Source organism: Streptomyces sp. NRRL S-1022 (assembly GCF_000720135.1).
GTDB lineage: Bacteria > Actinomycetota > Actinomycetes > Streptomycetales > Streptomycetaceae > Streptomyces.
In genome coordinates, this window is the sequence record NZ_JOIU01000007.1 from 1 (window position 1) to 17,616 (window position 17,616).

General features: G+C 72.2%; 15 protein-coding genes and 2 pseudogenes. 7 read left to right on the plus strand and 10 right to left on the minus strand.

The features are described 5' to 3' along the window. Positions 1-431 (minus strand): annotated as a pseudogene (locus IG05_RS0109160) (cbb3-type cytochrome c oxidase subunit I); the annotation flags it as partial. Continuing rightward, positions 428-1,390 carry a cytochrome c oxidase subunit II gene (gene coxB, locus IG05_RS0109165; protein ID WP_030340870.1) on the minus strand — a complete coding sequence of 321 codons (963 nt, stop codon included), beginning with the start codon at positions 1,388-1,390 and terminating at the stop codon, positions 428-430. The gene coxB and the pseudogene IG05_RS0109160, both read right to left, overlap by 4 nt. A 281-nt stretch (positions 1,391-1,671) precedes the next feature. On the opposite strand from coxB, the gene IG05_RS0109170 reads away from it, so the two are divergent. Then, entirely contained in the window at positions 1,672-3,048 is a 1,377-nt protein-coding gene (locus IG05_RS0109170; protein WP_030340873.1) for a cysteine desulfurase/sulfurtransferase TusA family protein, read from the plus strand. A gap of 45 nt (positions 3,049-3,093) precedes the next feature. On the opposite strand, the gene IG05_RS0109175 is transcribed toward IG05_RS0109170, so the two are convergent. After that, the gene (locus tag IG05_RS0109175; RefSeq protein ID WP_030340875.1) at positions 3,094-4,068 is read right to left on the minus strand and encodes a carbohydrate kinase family protein; all 975 of its coding nucleotides are present in this window, start codon (positions 4,066-4,068) and stop codon (positions 3,094-3,096) included. Between the two features lie 129 nt (positions 4,069-4,197). Here IG05_RS0109175 and IG05_RS0109180 point away from each other — a divergent pair, with 129 nt between their 5' ends. Further along, entirely contained in the window at positions 4,198-4,407 is a 210-nt protein-coding gene (locus IG05_RS0109180; RefSeq protein WP_030340880.1) for a hypothetical protein, read from the plus strand. A 100-nt stretch (positions 4,408-4,507) separates the two neighbouring features. Then, positions 4,508-6,031: a hypothetical protein gene (locus IG05_RS0109185; RefSeq protein ID WP_030340882.1), complete on the plus strand. Its 1,524-nt coding sequence runs from the start codon at positions 4,508-4,510 to the stop codon at positions 6,029-6,031. Positions 6,032-6,135: 104 nt separating this feature from the next. On the opposite strand, the gene IG05_RS0109190 is transcribed toward IG05_RS0109185, so the two are convergent. After that, on the minus strand, positions 6,136-6,492 hold the full coding sequence (locus IG05_RS0109190; protein WP_030340884.1) for an iron-sulfur cluster assembly accessory protein: 357 nt from the start codon (positions 6,490-6,492) through the stop codon (positions 6,136-6,138). Positions 6,493-6,754: 262 nt separating this feature from the next. Here IG05_RS0109190 and nadA point away from each other — a divergent pair, with 262 nt between their 5' ends. Then, positions 6,755-7,939: a quinolinate synthase NadA gene (gene nadA / locus IG05_RS0109195; RefSeq protein WP_030340887.1), complete on the plus strand. Its 1,185-nt coding sequence runs from the start codon at positions 6,755-6,757 to the stop codon at positions 7,937-7,939. A gap of 310 nt (positions 7,940-8,249) precedes the next feature. Here the strand turns inward: nadA and IG05_RS0109200 are convergent, their stop codons facing one another. The 5 genes and pseudogenes from IG05_RS0109200 to IG05_RS0109220 all read right to left on the minus strand — a co-directional run bounded on the left by IG05_RS0109200 (position 8,250) and on the right by IG05_RS0109220 (position 14,534). Next, a complete protein-coding gene (locus IG05_RS0109200) occupies positions 8,250-11,366 on the minus strand; it encodes an efflux RND transporter permease subunit (RefSeq protein ID WP_030340889.1) in 3,117 nt (1,038 codons plus the stop codon). A 156-nt stretch (positions 11,367-11,522) separates the two neighbouring features. Continuing rightward, positions 11,523-12,200, minus strand: coding sequence for a response regulator (locus tag IG05_RS0109205; protein WP_030340890.1), 678 nt, complete (start codon positions 12,198-12,200; stop codon positions 11,523-11,525). Continuing rightward, positions 12,197-13,414, minus strand: coding sequence for a sensor histidine kinase (locus tag IG05_RS0109210; protein ID WP_030340892.1), 1,218 nt, complete (start codon positions 13,412-13,414; stop codon positions 12,197-12,199). Before IG05_RS0109210 ends, IG05_RS0109205 begins: the two co-directional genes overlap by 4 nt. A gap of 88 nt (positions 13,415-13,502) precedes the next feature. After that, a pseudogene (pspAA, locus tag IG05_RS42040) lies at positions 13,503-13,721 on the minus strand (PspA-associated protein PspAA). A gap of 33 nt (positions 13,722-13,754) precedes the next feature. Next, on the minus strand, positions 13,755-14,534 hold the full coding sequence (locus IG05_RS0109220; protein ID WP_078894006.1) for a PspA/IM30 family protein: 780 nt from the start codon (positions 14,532-14,534) through the stop codon (positions 13,755-13,757). A 225-nt stretch (positions 14,535-14,759) separates the two neighbouring features. On the opposite strand from IG05_RS0109220, the gene IG05_RS0109225 reads away from it, so the two are divergent. The 3 genes from IG05_RS0109225 (at position 14,760) to IG05_RS0109235 (ending at position 17,322) form a co-directional block, all read left to right on the plus strand. Further along, the gene (locus IG05_RS0109225; RefSeq protein ID WP_199808277.1) at positions 14,760-15,386 is read left to right on the plus strand and encodes a DUF3043 domain-containing protein; all 627 of its coding nucleotides are present in this window, start codon (positions 14,760-14,762) and stop codon (positions 15,384-15,386) included. An 83-nt stretch (positions 15,387-15,469) separates the two neighbouring features. Next, positions 15,470-16,171, plus strand: a complete 702-nt coding sequence (locus IG05_RS0109230) for a class I SAM-dependent methyltransferase (RefSeq protein WP_030340898.1) — start codon at positions 15,470-15,472, stop codon at positions 16,169-16,171. Between the two features lie 56 nt (positions 16,172-16,227). Then, positions 16,228-17,322 (plus strand): S1C family serine protease, encoded by a 1,095-nt coding sequence (locus IG05_RS0109235; protein ID WP_030340900.1) that lies wholly within the window; start codon positions 16,228-16,230, stop codon positions 17,320-17,322. A 64-nt stretch (positions 17,323-17,386) separates the two neighbouring features. Here IG05_RS0109235 and IG05_RS0109240 read toward each other — a convergent pair whose 3' ends face one another. Further along, positions 17,387-17,596, minus strand: a complete 210-nt coding sequence (locus tag IG05_RS0109240; protein ID WP_030340902.1) for a hypothetical protein — start codon at positions 17,594-17,596, stop codon at positions 17,387-17,389. Positions 17,597-17,616 lie beyond the last annotated feature (20 nt).

Here is a 17,616-nt window from a genome sequence, read left to right on the forward strand (position 1 = left end):
GCTGCGGACCGCGTCCGACAGCGGCGAGTAGGCGAACCAGCCGAAGTCGGCCGCGCCCTCGGGGGTGAGGAAGCCGCCCACCGCGATGGTCGAGCCGAACAGGTACAGCCAGTAGGCGAACATGTTCAGCCGCGGGAACGCCACGTCGGGCGCGCCGATCTGCAGCGGCATGATCCAGTTCGTGAAGCCGGCGAACAGCGGCGTCGCGAACATCAGCAGCATGATCGTGCCGGTGCCGTGCATCGTGAACGCCTGGTTGAACTGCTCGTTCGACATGAACTGCAGACCCGGGCGGGCCAGCTCGGCGCGCATCAGCAGCGCCATCACGCCGCCGATCAGGAAGAACGCGAACGAGGTGACCAGACCGGCAGCTCGTTCTCGTACGAGTCCTCAGCTGCGGCGGCACCCTGGGGTTCGTTGAGGATGCTCACAGTACGTTCGACTCCCGGTTCTTCTCGTGGCTCGTCTGCGCGATGCCGGCGGGAATGTAACCGGTCTGCCCCTTCTTGGCGAGGTCCTGAAGATGCTTCTGGTAAGCCGCCGGGGAGACGACCTTCACGTTGAACAGCATCCGGGAGTGGTCGACGCCGCAGAGCTCCGCGCACTTGCCCAGGAAGGTCCCCTCCTTGTTGGGGGTCACCTGGAACGCGTTGGTGTGGCCCGGGATGACGTCCTGCTTCATCAGGAACGGCACCACCCAGAAGGAGTGGATGACGTCACGCGAGGTGAGGACGAAGCGGACCGTCTTGCCCTTGGGGAGCCAGAGCGTCGGACCGGGGTTGTTCGTCTGCGGGTTCCGCGTGCCAGGGGTACCGACGTCGTAGACACCGCCGGCGTTCGCCGGGAAGTCCTTCTTGAACCGGGCCGGAATGGCGTCCAGGTTCCCGTCGGTCTTGGCGTCGCCGGTGGAACCGGGGACGTTCTCGATGTAGTTGAAGCCCCAGCTCCACTGGAAGCCGACCACGTTGACCGTGACGTCCGGCTTCTTGTCGGTGAGGCTGAGCAGCTTCGACTCGTCCCGGGCCGTGAAGTAGAAGAGCACCGAGATGATGATGATCGGGACCACCGTGTACAGGGCCTCGATCGGCATGTTGTACCGAGTCTGCGGAGGAACCTCGACCTTGGTGCGGCTGCGCCGGTGGAAGAGGGCACTCCACAGGATCAGGCCCCACACCAGCACGCCGACGGCGAGCGCGGCAGCCCAGGAGCCCTGCCACAGGGAGAGGATCCGCGGAGCCTCTTCCGTGGTCGGGGTGGGCATGCCAAGGCGGGGGAAGTCCTTGTATGTGCAACCGGTTGCGGTCGCCAGGACCAGGCCCGCGGTCAGTGCCTGCAGCAGCTTCCGCCGCATCGGGCGCCGCGGCGAGCGGTCGGAGCCGTTGGGACTCACGTAGCGCCTTCCCGAGAGTCTCGCCCGCGCGGTTGGCTGCGGCCTTCTCGCTGGTCGGTCGCCGCCCTGCGTCGGGCAGGGGTTTGGATGTTTATGCGGACCAAACCCTAGCCCACCCTCTCCGAGGGTTCGCGAGGAGGGGTGCCTACTGGGTGGGGTGGTTCGCTGGATTGGCGGCTGCGGGTCCGTTGTGGCTGGTCGCGCCCCTGGCCGGAGCCCCTGATGCCACCGCCCAGCGCCCCTTCGGGACGCTGCCCGTACCGGCGGTTTAGCGTTGCCGTATGGCCTACTTCGACGCTGCCTCCGCCGCTCCTCTCCATCCCGTCGCCCGCCAGGCGTTGTTGGCCTCTCTGGATGACGGATGGGCCGATCCGGCCCGGCTCCACCGGGAGGGACGCAAGGCGCGGATGCTGCTGGACGCCGCTCGGGAGGCGGCGGCGGAGGCGGTCGGGTGCCGGGCGGACGAGGTGGTGTTCACGTCGTCCGGGACGCGGGCCGTGCACACGGGTGTCGCCGGGGTGCTGGCCGGGCGGCGGCGGGTCGGACGCCACCTGATCGTGTCTGCGGTCGAACACTCCTCCGTACTCCATTCGGCGGAGGCGTTCGAGGCCGAGGGCGGCTCCGTCACCCGGGTGACGGTCGGCCGGGCCGGGGCCGTCGATCCGTCCGGGTACACGGCCGCGCTCCGCCCGGACACCGCGCTGGCCTGCCTCCAGTCGGCCAACCACGAGGTGGGGACCGTGCAGCCGGTGGCCGAGGTGGCCGGGGCGTGCCGGGCGGCCGGGGTGCCGCTGCTGGTGGACGCGGCGCAGTCGCTGGGCTGGGGCCCGGTGGAGGGCGACTGGTCGCTGCTGACGGCCGGCGCCCAGAAGTGGGGCGGGCCCGCGGGGGTCGGGCTGCTCGTCGTCCGCAAGGGGGTGCGGTTCGCCGCGCAAGGGCCGGTGGACGAGCGGGAGTCGGGCCGGGCACCCGGGTTCGTGAACATCCCGGCGATCGTCGCGGCCGTGGCCTCGCTGCGCGCCGTACGGGCGGAGGCGGCCCAGGAGGCGGTACGGCTGCGGGAGCTGACGGCGCGGATCCGGGCGCGGGTGCCGGAGCTGGTGGCGGACGTGGAGGTGGTCGGCGACGCCGAGCGGCGGCTGCCCGGGATCGTCACCTTCTCGTGCCTGTACGTCGACGGCGAGGCCCTGCTGCACGAGCTGGACCGGGCCGGCTTCTCGGTCTCCTCCGGCTCCTCCTGCACCAGCAGCACGCTGACGCCCAGCCATGTGCTGAAGGCGATGGGGGTGCTGAGCGAGGGCAACGTCCGGGTCTCGCTGCCGCCCGGTACGGCGGAGGCCGACGTGGAACGGTTCCTGGAGGTGCTGCCCGGGGCGGTGGCCGGGGTGCGCGAGAAGCTGGGCGCGCCCGTGCCGGTCACCCAGGGCGGCCCGCAGGAGCTGCTCGTCGACTCCCTCGGCAAGCGCTGCCCGATCCCCGTCATCGAGCTGGCCAAGGTCTTCGCCCAGGTCCCCGTGGGCGGCACCGTCCGGGTCCTCTCCGACGACGAGGCGGCCCGTCTGGACATCCCGGCCTGGTGCGAGATGCGGGGCCAGGAGTACGTCGGAGAGGAGCCGGCGGAGAGGGGAACGGCGTACGTGGTGCGCCGGGCCGGCTGAGGGGGTTCCGGGGGGCGCCGGCCCCCGGACGACCCCGCGCCGGCCTCAGCTCAGGTGGGCCCGGACTTCCTGCCCGGCCTCGTCGCCGTACGCCTTCACGAACCGCTCCATGAAGTGCCCCCGCCGCAGCTGGTACTCCTGCGTCCCGACGGTCTCGATGACCAGCGTGGCGAGCATGCAGCCCACCTGGGCCGCGCGCTGCAGGGACACGCCCCAGGCCAGGGCCGACAGGAATCCCGCGCGGAAGGCGTCGCCGACACCCGTGGGGTCGGCCTTGCGCTCCTCCTCCGGGCAGCCGACCTCGATCGGGTCCTCGCCGGTGCGCTCGATGCGTACGCCGCGCGAGCCGAGCGTGGTGACCCGGTGGCCGACCTTGGCGAGGATCTCCTCGTCGCTCCAGCCGGTCTTGGACTCGATGAGGCCCTTCTCGTACTCGTTGGAGAAGAGGTACGTCGCCCCGTCCAGCAGTATCCGGATCTCCTCGCCCTCCATGCGGGCGATCTGCTGGGAGAAGTCCGCGGCGAAGGGGATGGAGCGGGAGCGGCACTCCTCGGTGTGGCGGAGCATCGCCTCGGGGTCGTCGGCGCCGATGAGGACCAGGTCGAGGCCGCCCACGCGGTCCGCCACGGTCTTCAGCTCGATCAGGCGGGCCTCGCTCATGGCGCCGGTGTAGAAGGAGCCGATCTGGTTGTGGTCGGAGTCCGTCGTGCACACGAAGCGCGCGGTGTGCAGGGTCTCGGAGATGCGGACCGATTCGGTGTCGACGCCGTGCCGGTCGAGCCAGGCCCGGTACTCGTCGAAATCGAAGCCGGCGGCGCCGACCAGGATCGGGCCGGTGCCGAGCTGGCCCATGCCGAAGGCGATGTTGGCGCCGACGCCGCCGCGGCGCACGTCGAGGTTGTCGACCAGGAAGGAGAGCGAAACCGTGTGCAGCTGGTCCGCGACGAACTGGTCGGCGAAGCGGCCGGGGAAGGTCATGAGGTGGTCGGTGGCGATGGAGCCGGTGACTGCGATGCGCACGGCGGCATTCTCCTGCGGGAGGCGGGATTGACAGTTCACGCTACCCGGTCCGGAGCCGCCACTGAAGCTGACAAAACTACCCGATAGTAGCCCTTTCTCCGCAGCCTCCGCCGTGCCTACGGTTCGGTCATGACGAACCTCAAGGTCACCTCCACCGCCCTGGCCGATCTCGACGGCGGCCTCGCCGCGCTGCGCGGCGACTGCGCCCGGATGGCCCCGCACTGGGAGGTCCCGGAGCACGCCGCGTCCCGGCCGGTGCCGCCGTCCCTCATCCACGGCGTGGACGTGCCGGTGCGCTCGGCCCGACTGCTGGACGCGATGTCCGACTACGGCGACTGACCCCGGGGCGCACGCCCGGGAACCGTACGCTCCCTTCCCGCGTCCCATCGCCGTCCCCCGCAGCCGGGGATGCGGGACACGAGCAGTGAGGAGCGATGCGGTGAACACCGAGCGGCCTGAGAACTCCGAAGCTCCCGAAGGGGCGGAACCCGGGCGGGCGAGCGGCCGGCGCCCCACCGCCGTGATCGTCACCGTCGCCACCGCGGCCGTCCTGGTGATCGGCGGCGGTGGCGCCTACCTCGCCGCGGGCAGCGGCACGGACGGCCGTACGGGCGACTCGGCCGCCCCCGGCGCGGCCGGCGGCACTCCCCCGCCCCTCACTCTGGACGGCTGGGAGCACTCCGGCACCGGCGGGATCGCGCCCGGTGAGCCGGACCCGTACGGCACCCGGTACGTGGTGCGGGGCGACCTGCCGGACGGCCCCGGCGCGGCACCGGTGTACGAGCCGCGGGGCGAGGTCGGCCGGGCCCGGGTGGTCCGGCTGGCGAAGGCGCTCGGGATCGACGGGACGCCGGTGGCCGAGGGCCGCAGCTGGCGGATCGGCGGCCGGGACGGCTCCGGACCCAGCCTGACGGTGAACCGCGACGCGCCGGGCAGCTGGAGCTTCGACCGGTACGCGCCCGGCACGGACAACTGCCGGAAGGTGACCGTCTGCACGCAGGACCCGGGCGCTCCGGCGGGCGCCCCGGTGAGCGTGGCGGAGGCCGAGAAGGCGGCGGCGCCGGTGCTGGAGGCGGTGGGATCGGCCGGTGCGGAACTCGACGCGAGCCAGGTGATGGGCGCGCAGCGGGTGGTGAACGCCGATCCGGTGGTCGGCGGGCTGCCCACCTACGGCTGGACGACCGGCCTGACCGTGGACCGCAAGGGCGAGCTGGTCGGCGGCCACGGGCTGCTCGCCGCGCCGGTGAAGGGCGACACGTACCCCGTGCTGAGCGCGCGGAAGACGGTGGACCTGATGAACCGGACGGTGAAGGGCGATCACCGGATGGGGATCGGCGGGTGCGCCAGCCCGGTGCCGCTGAAGGACCGGCTGGAGCAGCCGTGCGGCGCGTCCCCGGGGTCGGCCGAGCCGTCGGCCGGCACGGGGACGGACGGCGGCACGGAGACGGGCGCCGGCACGGTCACGGTCGAGAAGGCGGTGTTCGGGCTGGCCGCGCACTCCGTCGGCGGCCGGCAGACGCTGGTGCCGTCCTGGCTGTTCCAGGTGCGGGGGTCCACGGCGGAGGACGCGTTCACGGTGACGTACCCGGCCGTCGACCCGAAGTACCTGGCGTCGGCGTCCCCGTCCGCGTCCTCGCCGCCCTCCCCGGCACCCGGGAAGAGCCGTGGCGTGCGGGTGGAGGCCTACACGGCCGACGGGCGGACGCTGAACCTGCGCTTCTCCGGCGGGGTCTGCGCCGACTACAAGACGTCGGCCCGGGAGAGCGGCGGCCGGGTGACGGTGACGGTCACCGAGAAGCCCTGGCCGGACCGGGTGTGCATCCTGATCGCGAAGAGTTACGTGAAGACAGTGACGCTGCACGCGCCGCTGGACGGGCGGACGGTGGTCGGCACGGACGGCAGGCCGGTCCCGAAGGCGAAGCCGGGCTCGCTGCGACCGGACGCGTCGGCGCGGCCGCGCTAGGCGGGAGCCCGGGCGCGGGCACGCGCCGGACACGAAAGGCGGCGGCCCCCGGAAGGGACCGCCGCCTCTGCTGCCTTCTCCGGCCCGTGCGGGCCGGTGCCGGCTCAGCTGAAGGAGTCGCCGCAGGCGCAGGAACCGGTGGCGTTCGGGTTGTCGATCGTGAAGCCCTGCTTCTCGATGGTGTCCACGAAGTCGACGGTGGCGCCGCCCAGGTACGGAGCGCTCATCCGGTCCGTGACGACCTTGACGCCGCCGAAGTCCTTCACGACGTCGCCGTCGAGCGAGCGCTCGTCGAAGAAGAGCTGGTAGCGCAGGCCGGAGCAGCCGCCGGGCTGGACGGCGACGCGCAGCGCGAGGTCGTCGCGGCCTTCCTGGTCGAGCAGGGCCTTCACCTTGGCCGCGGCGGCGTCGGTCAGGATGATGCCGTCGGTGACGGTGGTGGTCTCGTCCGATACGGACATCTACATCTCTCCCGGGTTGTACGGAGACTGCTTGCCGACGAGTGCAACCGGCGCTTCCGCGGATTCATTCCGGGCCGGGCATTCGCGTGGTCGCGTTTTCCTTGCCTCCTCATGCTCGCACATGCCCGGGAACGCGGACAGGCGCCCGAAGAGGGACCCGGCGGGATTCACGTCACATCGACGCTATCGCCATCGTCAAAGTGACGTGAACCGGATATGATAGATAGCGTCAGTTAGACGAAAAGTAGAAAGGGTGCGTGTCGTGACCACCGCCCAGACCCCGGAGCTCGACGTACAGCCGACTCCGCTCGCCCTGCTGCTGCTCGGCCGCGAGGCCGACCCGAAGAGCGAGCGGGGCGTCGAGTGTCCCGGTGACCTGCCGTCGCCGTCCGACCCCGGCCTGGTCGAGCGGGCCCGCGCCGCCAAGGAGAAGCTCGGCGACAAGGTCTTCGTGCTCGGCCACCACTACCAGCGCGACGAGGTCATCCAGTTCGCCGATGTCACGGGCGACTCCTTCAAGCTGGCCCGGGACGCGGCGGCGCGCCCGGAGGCCGAGTACATCGTCTTCTGCGGTGTGCACTTCATGGCCGAGTCGGCGGACATCCTGACCTCCGACGACCAGAAGGTCGTCCTGCCCGACCTCGCCGCCGGCTGCTCCATGGCCGACATGGCGACGGCCGAACAGGTCGCCGAGTGCTGGGACGTGCTGACCGAGGCGGGCATCGCCGAGCAGGTGGTCCCGGTGTCGTACATGAACTCCTCGGCCGACATCAAGGCGTTCACCGGCAAGCACGGCGGCACGATCTGCACCTCCTCCAACGCCAAGCGCGCCCTCGACTGGGCCTTCGAGCAGGGTGAGAAGGTCCTCTTCCTGCCGGACCAGCACCTGGGCCGCAACACCGCCGTCCGTGACATGGGGATGTCCCTGGACGACTGCGTGGTCTACAACCCGCACAAGCCGAACGGCGGGCTGACCGCCGAGGAGCTGCGCGCCGCGAAGATGATCCTGTGGCGCGGCCACTGCTCGGTCCACGGCCGCTTCAGCCTGGACTCGGTGAACGACGTGCGCGCGCGCATCCCCGGCGTGAACGTGCTGGTCCACCCGGAGTGCAAGCACGAGGTCGTGGCGGCGGCGGACTACGTCGGTTCGACCGAGTACATCATCAAGGCGCTGGAGGCCGCCCCGGCCGGTTCCAAGTGGGCCATCGGCACCGAGCTGAACCTGGTCCGCCGGCTGGCGAACCGTTTCGCCCCCGAGGGCAAGGAGATCGTCTTCCTCGACAAGACCGTCTGCTTCTGCTCGACCATGAACCGCATCGACCTGCCCCACCTGGTCTGGGCCCTGGAGTCCCTGGCCGAGGGCAACCTGGTCAACCGCATCGAGGTCGACAAGGAGACGGAGGCGTTCGCCAAGCTGGCCCTGGAGCGGATGCTGGCGCTTCCGTAGCCGTACCCGTCCGGCGGAAACCGGCGCCGGCGTGCCCGGGCACGCCGGCGCCGGTTCGCGTCCGGGGCGGGCCGGATCCCGCGTGAAGAGCGTGCCGACGGGGGTCGTCACCGCCAGGGCGCCCTCGTTCCCCGGCAGCTCCGGCGAGTCGGCGGGGTCCACGGCGTACCGGCGTGGACCACCTCGGCGGCGACCTCGCGGACCGGTCCGGACCCGTGCAGTGCCACCGCCCCGTTCCCCTCCCCCGCAAGAGCAGGTCCGGATCACAGGATGGGAAAGTCCTGCGCGGGAGGGGGCGCCGGGGCGGGGGTCAGACCCCCGCGGGCTCCGGCTCGTCCGAGGCGGCCGGGGCCGGGGACGCAAGACCCTTCTTCGCCGCCCGCTTCTTCGCGCGCCGCTCCTTGCGCAGCTCCAGCATCGCGTAGAGCGTCGGGACGAGGAGCAGGGTCAGCAGGGTCGAGGTGATCAGGCCGCCGATGACGACCACGGCCAGCGGCTGGGCGATGAAACCGCCCTCACCGGTGACGCCCAGGGCCATCGGGAGCAGGGCGAAGACGGTCGCCAGCGCCGTCATCAGGATCGGGCGGAGCCGGTGCCGGCCGCCCTCGACGACGGCCTCCACCACGCCGTGTCCCTGCGCCCGGTACTGGTTGATCAGGTCGATCAGCACGATCGCGTTGGTGACCACGATGCCGATCAGCATCAGCATGCCGATCATCGCGGGCACGCCCATCGGAGTGCCGGTGGCGACCAGCAGGCCGATCGCGCCCGTCGCCGCGAACGGGACGGAGACCAGCAGGATCAGCGGCTGGGCGAGCGAGCGGAACGTCGCGACCAGCAGCATGAAGACGATCGCGATGGCCGCCAGCATGGCCAGGCCCAGGTTCTTGAACGCGTCGTCCTGGTCGGAGCTGACACCGCCGATCTCTGCCGTGGCCCCCGCCGGGAGCTTCAGCGCCTTGATCCTCGTCTGGAGCTTGCCGCTGATCGCGCCGGTGTTGTCACCGGTCGGCCTGGCCGTGACGGTGGCCGCGCGCTGCCCGTCGATCCGGGTCATGGACACCGGGCCGTCCACCAGCCGCACGGTGGCGATGTCGCCGAGCCGGACCGGGCCGAGGCGCAGGTGCTTCAGCTGGGCCAGCGTCGTCGCGGGCTTCGCCGACCGTACGACGACGTCCCGCTCGGTGTCGTCCAGGATCGCCCTGGCCGCCGTCGTACCGCGCACGGCCTGCGCCACCGCGGCGCCCAGCTTCTGGTCGTCGAACCCGGCCGCCGCCGCCCTGGCGTTCGCCTTGACGGAGATCCGCGGCACGCTCCGCGCGAGGTCGCTGCTGACGTCCGTGACGTGGTCGAGGCCGGCGACCGTGGAGCGGACCTGCTCGGCCGCCGTGCGCAGCGCCTGCGGGTCGGACGCCTTGACCACCACGCTCAGGTCCTGGCTGCCGAAGCCGTCACCGGCCGACACCGTGGTCGTACCGATGCCCTTGAGCTTCTTCAGGCCGTCCTCCAGGTGCTTCTGCACGTCCCCGTAGGACGCGGAGTCCTTCAGCATCACCTGGTACGACGCCTGGTTGGTGTCGGTGCCGCCGCCGAAGGCCGCCATGAAGCCGGAGGAGCCGACGGTGACCTGGTAGTCCTTCACGCCCTCGGTGGAGGCGAGCAGCTTCTCGACCTTCCTCGCCTGCGCGTCGGTGGCGGCCAGGCTGGTGCCGGGCCTCAGCTTCTGCTTGACGGTCAGGACCTCCTGGTCTCCCTGGTCGAAGAAGTTCGTCTTCAGCAGGCCGGACATGCCGAAGGTGACGACCAGGACGACGATCGCCAGAGCCACGCTGGTCAGCCGGCGGCGGGTCGCGAAGCGCAGGACGGGGACGTAGGCGCGCTGGAGACGGCTGCCGGCCTCCTTCTCCTCGGCCTTGCGGCGGGCCTCGGCCGCGTCCTCGGGGGTGCCCTTCGGGGCGCGCAGGAACCAGTACGACAGCACCGGCACGACCGTGAGCGACACGAGCAGGGAGGCCAGCAGGGCCGCCGTCACCGTGATGCTGAACGAGCCGAACAGGGCGCCCACCATGCCGCCGACCAGGCCGATCGGCAGGAACACGGCGACCGTGGTGAGGGTGGAGGAGGTGACCGCGCCGGCCACCTCACGGACCGCGGTGAGGATGGCCTCCTTGCGCTCCTCTCCGTAGCCGAGGTGCCGCTTGATGTTCTCCAGGACCACGATCGAGTCGTCGACGACCCGGCCGATGGCGATGGTCAGCGCGCCCAGCGTCAGCATGTTCAGCGACAGGTCGCGCATCCACAGCACGAGCAGTGCGAGGACCACGGACAGCGGGATGGACACCGCGGTGACCAGGGTGGAGCGGACCGAGGCCAGGAAGACCAGGATCACCAGGACCGCGAAGAGCAGGCCGAGCGCGCCCTCCGTGGTCAGTCCCTTGATGGACTTGGACACGGCCGGGCCCTGGTCGCTGACGACGGTGAGCCGCGCGCCCGAGCCGAGGTCCGCGCGCAGACCGGGCAGCTTGTCCTGGACCGCCTCGGAGATGGAGACCGCGCTGCCGTCGTGGTCCATGGTGACGTTGACGGCGAGGCTGGGCCGGCCGTCGGTGCGGGTGATGGAGTCGGCCGGGGCCGGCTGCTCCCGCACGGTGGCCACGGACCCGAGGCGCACCGGCTTCCCGGCGCCCTCACCGGGGATCCTCAGGTCCTCGATCTGCCGGAGCGAGGTGAAGCCGCCGCCGACCTGGACGGTGCGGTTCGCGCCGTCCTCGTCGAAGGAGCCGGCCGGGACGGTCGCGCCGCCCGCCTGGAGGGCCTGGCCGAGGGCGGCGGGGGTGAGGCCGGCCCGGGCGAGCTTCGCGTCGTCCGGGGTGACGGTGACCTGGAGGTCGCGGACGCCCATGACCTGGACGCGGCCGACGCCGTCGATGTCCTTCAGGGCCGGCACGACGGTCGTGTCGAGCTGGTCGGCGAGGGCCTGCTGGTCCTTGTCCGAGGTGACGGCGAGGACCACGGTCGGCATGTCGTCCGTGGAGCCGGAGACCACCTGCGGGTCGACGTCGTCCGGGAGCCGGTTGCGGGCCCGGTTCACGGCCTGCTGGACGTCGGAGACGATCCGGTCGGTGTCGTTGCCGTAGTCGAAGGACGCCATGATCACGGCGTTGCCCTCGCTCGCGGTGGAGGTGACCGCGGTGACGCCGTCGACGCCCTGGAGGTTGTCCTCGATCGGCTCGACGACCTGCTTCTCGACCACGTCGGGCGAGGCGCCCTGGTACGGCGCGACGACCGACACCATGGGCAGTTCGATGGTGGGCAGCAGCTGCTGCTTGATCTGGGGTATGGCGATCAGCCCGAAGGCGAGCGCGATGATCGAGACGAGCCCGACGAGGGCCCGTTGGGCAAGGCTGAACCGGGACAGCCAGGACATGGGGCAGGGTCTCTCTTCTGTGAGCGGCAGAAGCGGCAAGGACGCAGGTGAGCGCCCACTCGACCACCCTGAGCCATGCCGGGGGCCCCTTCCGTAGGCCCCAGGTCCCGTCCTCCACCGGCCCCCTACTCCGCGCGCAGTACACGCGGGTGGAGATCACTCCGTCTTCGGACGGACCAGCCCGGACTCGTACGCGATCACGACGAGCTGCGCCCGGTCACGCGCGCCCAGCTTGGCCATGGCCCGGTTGACGTGCGTCTTCACCGTCAGCGGGCTGACCGCCAGGCGTTCGGCGATCTCGTCGTTGGAGTGGCCGCCGGCGACCTGGACGAGGACCTCCCGCTCCCTGCCGGTGAGCGCGCCGAGCCGCTCGGAGCGGGCCGGGTCGCGGCCCTCGTCGTCGCCCTGGGCGAGGAAGCGGGCGATCAGGCCCTTGGTGGCGGCCGGGGACAGCAGCGCCTCGCCGCCGGCCGCGACCCGGATGGCGCTCAGCAGCTCCTCGGGCTCGCTGCCCTTGCCGAGGAAGCCGGAGGCGCCGGCCCGCAGCGCCCTGACGACGTAGTCGTCGACCTCGAAGGTGGTCAGGATGACCACGCGGGCCTGTGCCAGCAAGGGATCGGCGCCGATCAGCCGGGTCGCGGCGAGACCGTCGGTGCCGGGCATCCGGATGTCCATGAGGACGACGTCGGGGCCGTGCTCCCGGGCGAGCCGGACCGCCTCCGCGCCGTCGGCGGCCTCCCCCACCACCTCCATGTCGGGCTCGGAGTCGACCAGCACCCGGAACGCGCTGCGCAGCAGTGCCTGGTCGTCGGCGAGCAGGACACGGATGGTCATACGGACTCCCCCTGGGCCGTCGTCGTCTCGACCGGCAGGATCGCATGGACCCGGAAGCCGCTTCCGTAGCGGGGGCCGGTGGTCAGGGTGCCGCCGAGGGCGGTGACCCGCTCGCGCATGCCGAGCAGTCCGTGCCCGCCACCGGCCTCCGGCTCGCCGGCCGTGCCCGAGCCGTCGTCCAGCACGGTGACCTCCAGGGCCGGGCCGGCCCGTACGACGCTCACCTCGGCCCCGGCGCCGGGGCCGGCGTGCTTCTGCACGTTGGTGAGGGCCTCCTGGACGATCCGGTAGGCGGCCAGGTCGACGGCGGCCGGGAGTTCGGTGCCCTGGTCGGCGCGGGCCACGGCCACCGGCAGGCCCGCGCTGCGGAAGGTGTCGGCCAGCTCCTCCAGGCGGTTCAGGCCGGGAGCGGGTTCGGTGGGGGCCTCCGGGTCACCGGACTGGCGGAGCAGGCCGACGGTGGCACGGAGTTCGTTCAGCGCACTGCGGCTGGCCTCCCGGACGTGCGCGAGGGCCTCCTTGGCCTGGTCGGGCCGCTTGTCCATGACGTGGGCGGCGACCCCGGCCTGCACGTTGACCAGGGCGATGTGGTGGGCGACGACGTCGTGCAGATCGCGGGCGATCCGCAGCCGCTCCTCGGCGACCCGGCGGCGCGCCTCCTCCTCCCGGGTGCGTTCGGCGCGTTCCGCGCGGTCCCGGATGGCCTGCACGACCGCCCGGCGGCTGCGTACGGCGTCCCCCGCGGTGGCGCCGATGCCGGTCCAGGCGAGCACGCCCAGGTTCTCCTGCGCGTACCAGGGCAGCGGGCCGGCGAGCATGGCGGCGGCCGTCAGCACGGTCATGGTGAGCAGGCCGAGGCGCCAGGTGGTGGGGCGGTCGGTGGTCGCGGCCACGGTGTAGAGGGCGACGACGGCGGACATCGCGACCGGGGCGCGCGGGTCGCCGGTGACGAACTCGACGAGGGAGGCCGTGCCGGTGACGGCCAGGACCGTGCGCGGGGTGCGGCGGCGGAAGACCAGCGCCGCCGCGCCGGCCAGCATCAGCAGCAGGCTGAGGGCGTCGGGGACCCGCAGCTCCCAGGTGACGCCCTGTTCGCCCCGGGGCACGGCGAAGGTGCCGGCGATCATGCAGGCCAGCACGCCCGCCGCGAGGGCCGCGTCCAGGGCGAGGGGGTGGGCCTTGAGGCTGCACCGGGCGCGTTCGAGAGTGCTCACGGAGGAACAGTACGGTTCCGGCACAGGGCGTGACGGCGGAAAGGGTCACCGGACGCCCGGCCGCTCAGCCCCGTCGCCCGGCCGGGGATCAGCCCGGGATCAGCCCGTCGTCGCTCAGCAGTTCCCGGACCTCCTCCAGCGTCGCGTCGTCGCCCGGCCGGGGATCAGCCCGGGATCAGCCCGTCGTCGCTCAGCAGTTCCCGGACCTCCTCCAGCGTCGCGTCAGCTCGTCGTCCAGCTTGTTCAGCTCGGTGAGACGGGTGTCGTCCAGTCTCACCTGGCCCTCCCCCATGATCCGTACGATCATGTCGGCCTCCTCGGCTCGGGCCCCGGCGCCGGCCTACTGCTTGTCGAAGCGCGGGGTGTCCTGCGGCTGCTGCTGGGACTGCCCCTGACCGGTGCCGCCCTCGATGGCCTGCTGCGGGGAGCCCCCGGCCAGCTCGGCCTTCATGCGCTGCAGTTCCAGCTCTACATCCGTACCACCGGAGAGCCGGTCCAGCTCGGCCTGGATGTCGTCCTTGTGCATGCCGGACTGGTCGTCCAGGGCGCCGGAGGCGAGCAGTTCGTCGATGGCGCCGGCCCGGGCCTGGAGCTGGGCGGTCTTGTCCTCGGCGCGCTGGATGGCCAGGCCGACGTCGCCCATCTCCTCGGAGATGCCGGAGAAGGCCTCGCCGATGCGGGTCTGGGCCTGGGCGGCGGTGTAGGTGGCTTTGATGGTCTCCTTCTTCGTACGGAAGGCGTCCACCTTGGCCTGGAGGCGCTGGGCCGCCAGGGTGAGCTTCTCCTCCTCGCCCTGGAGGGTCGCGTGCTGCGTCTCCAGGTCGGTGACCTGCTGCTGGAGCGCGGCCTTGCGGGACAGCGCCTCGCGGGCCAGGTCCTCCCGGCCGAGCGCGAGCGCCTTGCGGCCCTGGTCCTCCAGCTTGGACGACTGCTGCTGGAGCTGGTTGAGCTGGAGCTCCAGGCGCTTGCGGCTGGTGGCCACGTCCGCCACGCCCCGGCGGACCTTCTGCAGCAGCTCCAGCTGCTTCTGGTACGAGTAATCGAGGGTCTCGCGCGGGTCCTCGGCCCGGTCAAGGGCCTTGTTCGCCTTCGCGCGGAAGATCATCCCCATACGCTTCATGACACCGCTCATGGGCTTCGCGCGCCCCCTTCTGACGGACTCCGGCTCACCGAACCTGCGACAGGACCCACAGTACGGGCCCTGCTTCCATTACCGCACCGTTCGCGGGGTGATGCGCTCATCCCCGAGGACGACTGCGGTCCGCGCGGCTCCGGCGTGAGGAGTAGGTGATCCACCCTGAAGACGTCCGGTGTTGCCGGATCGTTCCCCAGCGGACTGGGGTCCATGCCGGTGCAGCCCTTACCCTTGGGTTTTGTGTTCCGTAGCCGTGCCAAGGAAGAGAAGGCCCCCGCCGACAAGGCGGCGGTGACCGACTCCAAGCAGCCCCGTGACCCGCAGGCGCCCAAGGGCAGGCCCACGCCCAAGCGCAGTGAGGCCCAGTCCCAGCGTCGCAGCGTCGCCCAGACGCCGACCAACCGCAAGGAGGCAGCCAAGCGCCAGCGCGAGGAGCGGCGGCGGGCGCTGGAGCGGCAGCGCCAGGCGCTGGCCGGCGGCGACGAGCGGTACCTGCCCGCCCGGGACAGGGGCCCGGTCCGGCGGTTCGCCCGGGACTGGACGGACTCGCGGTTCAACGTGGCGGAGTTCTTCCTGCCGCTCGCCGTGGTCATCCTGGTGCTGAGCGTGGTGCGGGTGCCCGCGATCCAGAGCATCGCGCTGCTGCTGTGGCTGGTCGTGATCGTGCTGATCGTGGTGGACGCGGCGTTCAGCGGCTTCCGGCTGAAGAAGCGGCTCAAGGAGCGCTTCCCGGACGAGAACACCCGCGGCGCGGTCGCCTACGCCCTGATGCGGTCCCTGCAGATGCGCCGGCTCCGGCTGCCGAAGCCTCAGGTCAAGCGCGGAGCGCGGCCCTGAGCGCTGACGCTTTCACCGGGGGCGCGGCCGAGGCCCGGCCGGACCGGCTGGGCGGCCTGCGGGACGTCGTGAGCCAGGAGCTGGTGGCGCGGCAGCTGGACGAGCAGATAGCCGGGCGGTTCCCGGTCGGGCGGCGGCTGCGGGTGCTCGACGTGGGGATGGGCCGCGGCGCGCAGGCGCTGCGGCTGGCCCGGCTCGGCCACCAGGTGACCGGGGTCGAGCAGGACGCGACGATGATCGCCGCCGCCCGGGAGGCCGTGGCCCGGGAGCCGGAGGGCATCCGGGAGCGGGTCCGGCTGGTGCAGGGCGACGGGCGGGACACCGGCGTGCACTTCCTGCCGGGCAGCTTCGACGTGGTGCTGTGCCACGCCGTACTGATGTACGTCGAGGAGCCCGACCCGCTGGTGGCGGGCCTGGCCCGGATGCTGGCCCCCGGCGGTCTGCTCTCCCTCCTGGTGCGCAACGGCGACGCGCTCGCCATGCGCCCGGGCCTGACCGGCGACTGGGCCGGGGCCCTGGCCGCCTTCGACACCACCGCGTACCGCAACCGCCTCGGCCTGGACGTCCGCGCCGACCGTCTGGCCTCCCTGACCGCCACGCTCGCCGGCATCGCCGCCCCGCTGCACGCCTGGTACGGCGTCCGGGTCTTCACGGACACGGTGGCGGACGACGCGGACGTACCCGAGGACCTCGGGACGCTGCTCGCGGTGGAGGAGCGGGCCGGGCGCACGGACCCCTACCGCGGGGTGGCGGCGCTGCTGCATCTGTGCGGGGTACGCGGCTGAGCCCGTTCGGGGCAACAGCGCGGGACGGGTGATCACCCTGCGGTGAGACTCGGGGCATGGACGCTTCCCGTACCCGTGCGCGTGCCCCGCGGACGGCCGTCCGCGCCGCCGCCGCGCTGGCGTGCTGCGCGGCCCTCGCCGCCGGCTGCACCGTTCCCGCCGCACCGGCCGGGCGGGACGCCCCGGCGACGGCTCCGGCGGGGACCCTGGCGGCCCTGCCGATGGCCGCGGGCGACCTGCAGAGCCAGTACCAGAGGGTCATCAAGGAGGTCCTGCCGTCGGTCGTGCAGATCCAGGCGAGCCGCGACCTGGGCTCCGGGGTGGTGTACGACGGCAACGGACACATCGTCACCAACGCGCACGTGGTCGGGTCGGAGAAGACCTTCCAGGTGACGACGGCCAGCAACGAGGAGCCGCTCACCGCGAGCCTGGTCTACTCCTACCCCGAGCAGGACCTGGCCGTGATCCGGCTGGACCGGGTGCCGGACGGGCTGAAGCCGGCGGTGTTCGGGAACTCCGAAAAGGTGGAGGTCGGCCAGATCGTGCTGGCGATGGGGTCGCCGCTGGGGCTGTCGTCCAGCGTGACCCAGGGCATCGTCTCGGCGACCGGACGGACCGTCAGCGAGGGCAGCACGGAGGGCGGTACGGGCGCGACGATCGCGAACATGGTGCAGACGTCGGCCGCGATCAACCCCGGCAACAGCGGCGGCGCCCTGGTCGATCTCGCCGGGCAGGTGATCGGCATCCCGACACTCGCGGCGGCCGATCCCGGCCTCGGCGGCAGCGCGGCGCCGGGCATCGGGTTCGCGATCCCGGCGTCGATGGTGCGGACGATCGCCGACCAGATCGTCCGGCAGGGCAAGGTCGTCGACTCCGGGCGGGCGGCCCTCGACATCACCGGGCGGACCTTCGTGGACGACCGCTACCGGCCGGTCGGGGTGGCGGTGGTCAGCGTCCGGGCCGGCGGCGCGGCCGAACGGGCCGGCCTGCGGCCCGGGGACATCATCACCGGGGTGGGTGACCAGCCCATCACCACCATGACCTCGCTCGCCGAGGCGCTGGCGGCCGGCAAGCCGGGCCGGCGGACGTCGGTGACGTACCTGCGCGACGGCGCCGAGAAGACGGTCCCGGTGACGCTGGGCGAGCAATGAGGAAGGGGTGAGGGCGGCCCCGCGGCCCCCTCCCCCTTCCCGCCTTCTCGTCCCGCCGGTGGCCTCAGGCGTCGGCCTGCAGGCTCATCGGCCCGTAGATCTCGGTGGTCTCCTCGAACAGCCGCACCTGGTCGGCCCCGCCCTCCAGCAGCGCCTTCCAGTGTTCGCCGATCCAGGACTCGGCGTCGCCCTGGGTGGTGAACTCCTCGGGCTGCACGGCCGGCTGGACCTCCGTCCCGTCGGCCTTCTCGAACCGCCACGTCCATGCCGTCATGTGGGCCTCCTTTGATCCGA